The sequence below is a fragment of the Virgibacillus sp. DJP39 genome (assembly GCF_049310925.1).
Lineage (GTDB): Bacteria > Bacillota > Bacilli > Bacillales > Amphibacillaceae > Virgibacillus_F.
Map to the genome: position 1 here is coordinate 68,772 of NZ_JBMERP010000009.1, position 7,944 is coordinate 76,715.

At 37.0% G+C, this 7,944-nt stretch carries 6 protein-coding genes; 2 read left to right on the plus strand and 4 right to left on the minus strand.

The features are described 5' to 3' along the window. Positions 1 to 35 precede the first annotated feature (35 nt). Entirely contained in the window at positions 36 to 2,036 is a 2,001-nt protein-coding gene (locus ACOI1D_RS05410; protein ID WP_422499828.1) for a S9 family peptidase, read from the plus strand. Between the two features lie 236 nt (positions 2,037 to 2,272). Here ACOI1D_RS05410 and ACOI1D_RS05415 read toward each other — a convergent pair whose 3' ends face one another. The 4 genes from ACOI1D_RS05415 to ACOI1D_RS05430 all read right to left on the minus strand — a co-directional run bounded on the left by ACOI1D_RS05415 (position 2,273) and on the right by ACOI1D_RS05430 (position 6,035). Then, positions 2,273 to 2,947, minus strand: coding sequence for a hypothetical protein (locus tag ACOI1D_RS05415; protein WP_422499829.1), 675 nt, complete (start codon positions 2,945 to 2,947; stop codon positions 2,273 to 2,275). Further along, positions 2,937 to 3,440, minus strand: a complete 504-nt coding sequence (locus tag ACOI1D_RS05420; RefSeq protein ID WP_422499830.1) for an RNA polymerase sigma factor — start codon at positions 3,438 to 3,440, stop codon at positions 2,937 to 2,939. Before ACOI1D_RS05420 ends, ACOI1D_RS05415 begins: the two co-directional genes overlap by 11 nt. 893 nt (positions 3,441 to 4,333) lie before the next feature. After that, the gene (locus tag ACOI1D_RS05425) at positions 4,334 to 5,284 is read right to left on the minus strand and encodes an alpha/beta hydrolase (RefSeq protein ID WP_422499831.1); all 951 of its coding nucleotides are present in this window, start codon (positions 5,282 to 5,284) and stop codon (positions 4,334 to 4,336) included. A gap of 256 nt (positions 5,285 to 5,540) precedes the next feature. Then, entirely contained in the window at positions 5,541 to 6,035 is a 495-nt protein-coding gene (locus ACOI1D_RS05430) for a DinB family protein (protein WP_422499832.1), read from the minus strand. A 180-nt stretch (positions 6,036 to 6,215) separates the two neighbouring features. On the opposite strand from ACOI1D_RS05430, the gene ACOI1D_RS05435 reads away from it, so the two are divergent. Then, positions 6,216 to 7,316, plus strand: coding sequence for an SDR family oxidoreductase (locus ACOI1D_RS05435; protein ID WP_422499834.1), 1,101 nt, complete (start codon positions 6,216 to 6,218; stop codon positions 7,314 to 7,316). Positions 7,317 to 7,944 lie beyond the last annotated feature (628 nt).

Genomic DNA, 7,944 nt, shown 5'->3' on the forward strand with positions numbered 1-7,944 from the left:
TTTTCAAACGTTAAATTTAATTGGGGGATATTTACATGACTACTCACAAGCGTGCATTAACAGCAGAAGATATTACTAGGCTTGCAACCTATAGTGATCCGCAATACAACCAAACTGGCGATACATATGCTTTTGTTTCAACCACAATAAATAAAGATAACAAGTACCAATCACAACTATTTGTCCAAAAGGCAACAGACAAAGAACCTCTGCAATTTACGTTTCATGATTCAAAAAACAGTAACCCACGATTTTCTCCTGATGGAAACAGAATTGTATTCCAATCAACCAGGAGTGACCTTCCTCAGTTGTGGCTTGCAAACACCAACGGAGGTGAGCCTCGGCAGCTGACCACTTTTAAAAATGGTGCTACAAACCCGGAATGGTCTAAAGACGGTAAACACATCATTTTCAGTTCGAAGTTAGACTTAAATGATGATGTTCAAAATCAAGAGGAACAATCTAAAGAAGATAGACAAAAAGAAAAAGAAGATCAAGCGAAACAACCAGTTGTAATCAATCGTTTGAAGTACAAGGCTGACGGCACTGGATTTCGTGATGAAAAACGCAGTCAGATAGTTTTATATAATGTAGAAACAGAAACATTCAAACAGCTCACCCATAATGACGCCGATCATGGTTTTGAGGATATCTCACCAAACGGAAACCTAATCCTTTTTTCTGCAAACCTTGACAATGACGAGGATAGTTCCTTGACCAACGACTTATTTACATTGGACACAAAGACCAAGGAAGTAACAAAATTGACCGATGGGAAGGGTACCTATTCAAATGCTTCCTTTTCCCCGAGCGGTAAAAAAATTGCTTGTTTCGGTCACGACTACGCCTATAAGACTGCTACCCAGGATGAACTGTTTGTAATTGACGTTTCTAGTAAAACAAGAGTCTGTCTAAGTGAATCTATAGATATGCAACTCGGAAACCTCATGATTGGCGATACATTAATAGGGCAATCAACGACGGGTCCGGTTTGGTCGCATGATGAAAACAAACTATTTTTTATCGCTAGTGACTTTGGTGCAACTGGCCTCTTTGAAGCAGATTTATCAGGGGAAATTAAGGTACTATATAAAGATAATAACCATGTATTTGGATTCGCCTATCACACCAATTCAGATAGGTTCATCCTAGGGATAAGCACTCCTACAAATCCCTCTAACTTTTATCAATTGCAAAACGGGGAGTTAACGCGCCTCACAAATGCGAACACCGACTTTTTAAAAGAGGTCTCACTCTCTGAACCAGAAACCTTAACAGTAGAAGCCGATGATGGCTGGGAAATCCAAGGTTGGTTACTACGACCTTTTGGATATGAAGAAGGGAAAAAATACCCTTTCATCCTCGAAATTCACGGCGGCCCTCATGCCATGTATGGGCAGACATATTTCCATGAATTACAGCTGCTTGCAGCCCAGGGGTATGTTGTCTTGTACACAAACCCACGTGGAAGTCATGGCTATGGTCAGGAGTTCGTTAATGGATGCCGCTCAGATTACGGTGGAAAAGATTATACTGACCTAATGTCCACAGTCGACTATACACTGGAGAACTACAGTTTTATAGATAAAAATAGGCTTGGGTTAACTGGTGGAAGCTATGGTGGATTTATGACCAATTGGATAGTTGGCCACACAAATCGCTTTAAAGCGGCTGTTACGCAAAGGTCTATCGCAAATTGGCTCAGCTTTTATGGTGTAAGTGATATTGGGTTCTTCTTTACTGAATGGGAGTTGGGAGAGAACCTGTTAGACGACCCTAAAAAACTATGGGACTACTCACCTCTAAAATACGCGGAAAATATAGAAACACCATTACTGATTGTACATGGTGAACAGGATTTACGTTGCCCGATTGAACAAGGTGAACAACTGTTTATTACACTTAAAAGCTTAAAGAAAGATGTTGAATTTGTTCGGTTCCCAGGGGCGAGCCATGACTTAAGTCGCAGTGGTGACCCACTAATGCGTATTGAACGACTAAACCACATAAGTCGTTGGTTTAATAATTATTTGTAAGCTTATTTCGTAAGTTTTGTCAGTCTTTAACCTTCGCAGTTGACACAAACTTTGATGTAGCTTACCGCTACGGAAATACGCTTTCCGCGGGGAACGAAAGTTTAGCGAGAAATCCACAATATAAATAAAGACAAAGACGCTCAGTTTAGTCAAAACTGAGCGTTTTAATATAAAATTAATATGCATATCAACTAAAGCACCCCGCCACTGCAAACAAGGGACTTCTTATATTTCCTTTACTTGTAAAAAAGTTTATAAAAGTCTTTATCACGAATTACCATACCTTCTATTTTATGTTCTTCATTCATATTAGCTTCACCGTGCAAAACCTCAACTTCTGATGATTTGCTGCCTTCTTTTTGGTACTGCACTTCTACCGCAAAATTATAAATAATCTCTTTGGAATCTGACTTCTCGTATTCAATGTTTTTTACCTTTAATTTGTAATTGTTTCGCAATGGCTCCACCATTAATGAATAACTGTAATTATTTACAAAATGAAGGTAAGACGTCTCATTTGCAAAATAATTTTTATAAAGCTTTTCTTCGTAATTCACGAATTCTTCGAGTCCCGTTTCCGACACTTGTTTCCATTCATCAGTTGGGCCATTTAAAGCTTTCTGTAACACAGCTTCAATTGTCTGTATATTTTCATCTTGAGTTGTTACGATCTCACTAGGCGTTGGTTTCGAATTAAAAGGGAATCCACTTAACCCAAGTGCGACCAAGATAGCAACACAAGCAAGCGTAGCTATATATGGAAGAACAACTCTTGAATTTAATTTTCTCTTTTTACGTACAGACTTAACCTGTGTCCAAATTTCTTCTTTTAATCCTTTAGGTACTTTAATTGAATTCATTTCCTTTGTTAAGTGTTTCTTTAAACTTTCTTCTTCCTGATTATTCCCCAACACTTTCACCCCCTAATTGATACTGTTGTTTTAATTTTTGTTTCGCACGGAATATTTTTGATTTAACGGTTCCTAATTTAATAGAAAGTCGTTTTGCAATTTCTTTCTCCGTTAAACCCTCCATATACTTTAAAATCAGCACCTGTTTTTGTTCAGGTGGAATATCATCTAAATAACTTTCTAGCTCATCTTTCGTATAGTTGAATTCGTCTGAGTTTGAAGCATAGTTTTCTTCATTAAATTCATGTGTTAGTTGCCTTTTGTTTTCATTGTAAATCTCAATGGCTGTACGTGTGGCGATAGTAGTTATCCAAGCATTAATTTTTGATTGCTGTTTAATTTTATCCAAGTTTTTAAACATTTTTATAAATGTATCATGTGTAGCATCTTTTGCTAATTCTTCGTTTTTTAAGATATAATAAGCTGTTTTATACACCTTTTCAAAATAGCCTTCATATATTTCTTTTTCATTTGGCTGACTGATTTTAAGCACCTCCCTTTATAGATACAGACCGAATAACACTCTGAAAAGTTCCACCTCTTATTAGAAAACTTTGCTTATCACCAATCCTTAATGGCGAAAGCCTTAGTTATATTTCCCATAAGCTGTTTACCAAAAAATTATTGTTTTAGACATAAAATATATAGACTGTGACGTATGAGCTGAGTTGTTTTCCGCTGCGGAACGTTGCTTTCCGCGGGCACGGCCTCAGCCTCCTCGAGAAAACCACTCTGCGGGGTCTTCAGACTCGTGCTGTTCCCGCAGGAGTCAACGGTCCTCCGCTCCAAGCAACTACCGTAATAGTAAGTGAGGCATACAGTATTAGTGAAACATTGTGTTAGCGGAGGAAAAACACGAAGACTCCTGTGGGATAGCGAAGTGTTGAGACCCCACAGTGAGCGGTCTTTGCGACCCTAGGAGGCTCAGCGCAAGCCCTAAGGTGCGCGTAGTGATTTTTCCGCAGCGATCACAGGGCGTCAAAAGAATTTTCACTGCGTCGCACTTTCCATCAACTGGTAAGATTAAAAACAACATAACTTATGAAAAATGCCTTTTCATAAAAGCTTTTTCAAGATTAAATACTGCATCATCCATTTAAAAACGAGTTGCTTGAGTTATTTCCATTTTTCGTAATGCTAGTGTTATGAAATACAGGGATTGAAGCAGTGGACAATTGACTGCTTAGAGTGAAGTTACTTATGTCAAACTTATGTAATACCACCTAAAAAAGTATAGCTTCTGAAATTGCAATGCATCAAATGTATCCTAAGTATTATGTCCACCGGGTCCTTCCTAACGTTTTTGAACAGCATAAATGTTAAATTATAAAAGGCTGACACCTACAAGTGTCAGCCTTTTAATCTATTAAATCCAGGGTCCTACTGTTATTTCACATATTTACTTAGAAACTGATTTAATTTGTTCACATATACGTCTTTCTCTACTACAAAACCTTCTCCATGCCCAGCATTTTTTATTATCATTATTTCTGTTTTACTTGCGGTGTTATCATACAATTCATGTGCCATCTCAGTTGGCACAAAGGTATCAGCATTCCCATGGTAATACAAAACAGGTATATCTGTTTTTTTAACCTCTTTTAATGCAGATGCTTCTTTAAAATCATAACCTGCCTTGATATCCGTCACTATACTAGTACTTGTTAAGAATGGAAACTTTGGCAAATGATACATCCGCTTCATTTGATAGGCAAACAAATCTTCTACACTCGTATATGCACTATCTGCAACGATAGCTTTTACATTGTCAGGAATATCCTGCCCACTAGTCATTAACACCGTTGCAGCCCCCATTGACACACCGTGGAGCACAATTTCCGAATCATTACCTAGTTTTTCCACAGCAAGATCTACCCATTGAACATAATCAAGACGATCATGCCAACCAAATCCGATATAATCACCTTCACTTCTTCCATGTCCACGAGCGTCAGGCATCAATACGTTGTAGCCAAGTTTTTCATAATAATATTGACCATACAGCCCCATGTCGAGACCTTTTCCTAAATAACCATGTGCCAGTATAACCGTTTTATTTGTTGGTTCCTTTGCTGGCAAAAAGTATGCGTTTAACTTCAGATCATCAAAAGATGTTATTTCCCACCGTTTGAAATCCTGTTGATCTACCCAATCATGCCAGTCGCCTTCCGTAAAAACTTCCATAGCCTCTGCAGAAACTTCTAAATCAGCATTTCCCTGTAAAAAATCTTTTGTATTTCGTTCAATTGCTAGGTTATAAAAATAAAAACTAGCAATTATATCTATGATTACAAGAATACTTAGTATTCCAATTAATAGTTTTAACCACCGTTTCATAAAGATCCCCTTTCTTTATGCGTTACTTCCATTATACAGGAATTATGCTTGAACTAGGCTGGTATTTCCTAACATTATTAGTAAACTTGGCTTATCGCTAAGTCATAAAGGCAAAATCCTTAGTTGCATTTAAGCAGCAATGAAAGTTTTTATGCTTCCCTTACTGCGAAAAAAGCCGGCATTCATCCTACTTGGCGAATGCCGACCTTTTTTATCCTGATGCCCTACTGCTAAGGCTATTTCACTACTAACATGATTAGTTAGATATACCTAACTTCTCCTTGACTTCAACGATTTGCAGGGTATGTCTTTTTTCATGGTATGCAATAAATGGAATCCACTGTTTTAAACTCATCTGTCCAAATACTGGATGTGGAAATCCCTTTGACTCTAATTGTTTCTCGTCAGCAGTCTCTGAAACTTTAATTAACCCTTGGTGTGTAGCGGTTAGTTTAAGCTTTAACTCTTCCAAAGTAGCAAAATCATCATTTGGTATTGCAAATTCAGGCGCTTGTACCTTAATGGTTCTGTTAAGTGAAGCTTCAATTGGTTTTAGTTCAGCATTTACTTCTTCACCATCTTCAAGTTTTTCAATAATCGTTTTTGTAATTGCACCTTCCATTAAAAACAAATGCTCCATAATCTGCTTTATCGACCACTGATCGTCAGCAGGTCTTTTATTCAACTGTTCATCAGATAATCCATTTACTTCATTATATAAATCCACACGTGCTTCTTCATTAAATTCCATATTAATTCTCCTCATTATTAAGCTACTACTATTTTATCAATCTTCTAGATTAAATTAAACATATAACTTCATTCAAATATTTACAAAATACTTTCATAAATAAACAGGTCACAATACTACTATCTTTTTAGTCTTTCAATTATAATAATACCAAATAGTCTAACAAGTGGGGGCGTTTTTTTGAAAAATACATTTTTCGTTACTGGATTCCCGGGCTTTCTTGCTACAAGTCTACTTCAACAGTTAATTCACGATCACAAAAAAGAAATCGATCAAATTCACTTATTAGTTTTACCAAGTCAGTGTGATCAGGCAATTGAACAGATTAAGTCCCTGGCACATAAACATTCAGTTCCAGAGCACTTTTTTTCCGTTATTACTGGTGACATCACAAAAAAAGACTTGGACATCCCATGGGAGACTAAAACAACCTTACAAGAATCTGTTACGCATGTCTTTCATTTAGCCGCCATTTATGATCTGGCCGTGCCAAAAGATGTCGCTTACGATGTTAATGTAAATGGAACACAAAATGTAAACGAATGGGTCATGACATTAGATAAACTCATTCGCTATATTTATTTTAGTACAGCATATGTTTCTGGAGTTCGTGAAGGTAAAATATATGAACATGAACTTAATCAAGGACAAACTTTTAAAAATCATTACGAACAAACAAAGTATGAAGCAGAACTTTTGGTAAACGCCATAAAGGATACTGTTCCAACTACTATTATCCGACCAGGAATTGTTAAGGGGAATTCTAAAACCGGTGAAACAATCAAGTTTGACGGTATATACTTCATGCTCAACTTACTGGACAATCTCAGGTTCCTTCCAGTCGTAACTTATATTGGAGATGGGGCACCTGAAGGAAATTTCGTCCCTTCTGATTATGTGCTTAACGCTGTCAGTTATCTTGCTTTAGCTCCAGTTGGAGAAGGAAAAACGTATCATTTAACGGATCCAAACCCATATAAAATGAACGAAATACACAAAATGCTTTCAGAAAGATATTTAGGAAAAACTCCAAGTGGTCAAATCCCTCTTACTATTGCTAAAAAAGCAATGTCAATTTCTATCATACGGAAGTGGTTGCAAGTCGAAAAAGAAGCATTGGATTATTTTGAAATTAAATCTTCCTATGATTGTTCGCAGACAGTTGCTGATTTGGAGGGTTCAGACATTGTTTGTCCTGACTTTAAGGATACACTTGAACCAATGATTCATTTTTATCGCAAATACAAACACGATTACACGAAGCATATTGAAATTAATTAGAGAAACTAGGCTTATCTCCAAGCCTTAATGGTTAAGTCCCTAGTTGTACTTATTCGAAAGAAAATTTTTCTATACTGCTTAGATAAACAAAAAGCTTTCTGCCCAGCGGGAAGCCTTTTGTTTATTCATGAGGAAAGTTGGAATGTTAAAAGTGATTATATTAGCCTACGTTAACAGAAATCTGTGAAAATTGTACCATCTTTGTATGATTACAACATCTTGTAATATTAATATTGTATAATAGTGAGGACAGGTTATGCAGGTGAGCTTCAAAGGAGGCAGTAAGAGTAAATCTTCTTTTACATCGGCGGCTTACCCCTTAAGGAAAGGGGGATGAAGCGTGTGATACCAATTGACAAGGTCCTGGAGTTGATGCTTATGTCTTCAACGCTTATGGTGTTGATTGTGAACAGCCGTGAAAAAAAGTAATCACCTCGTTGCTAACTAGATAATTACTTTTTTTAATCCTGACATATGGAGTCGTCGCGCCTAGCGGTTATTTGTCCAGGGTCGTAAGTTGCTGCTTGCGGCCCTTTCGTTCGACTACTTTTTTATTCTATTCTTAGCCTACCTAAAAAACAACTAAAAAATTTACTTCATACAGATTGCTAAAACCTTAATTTAATTA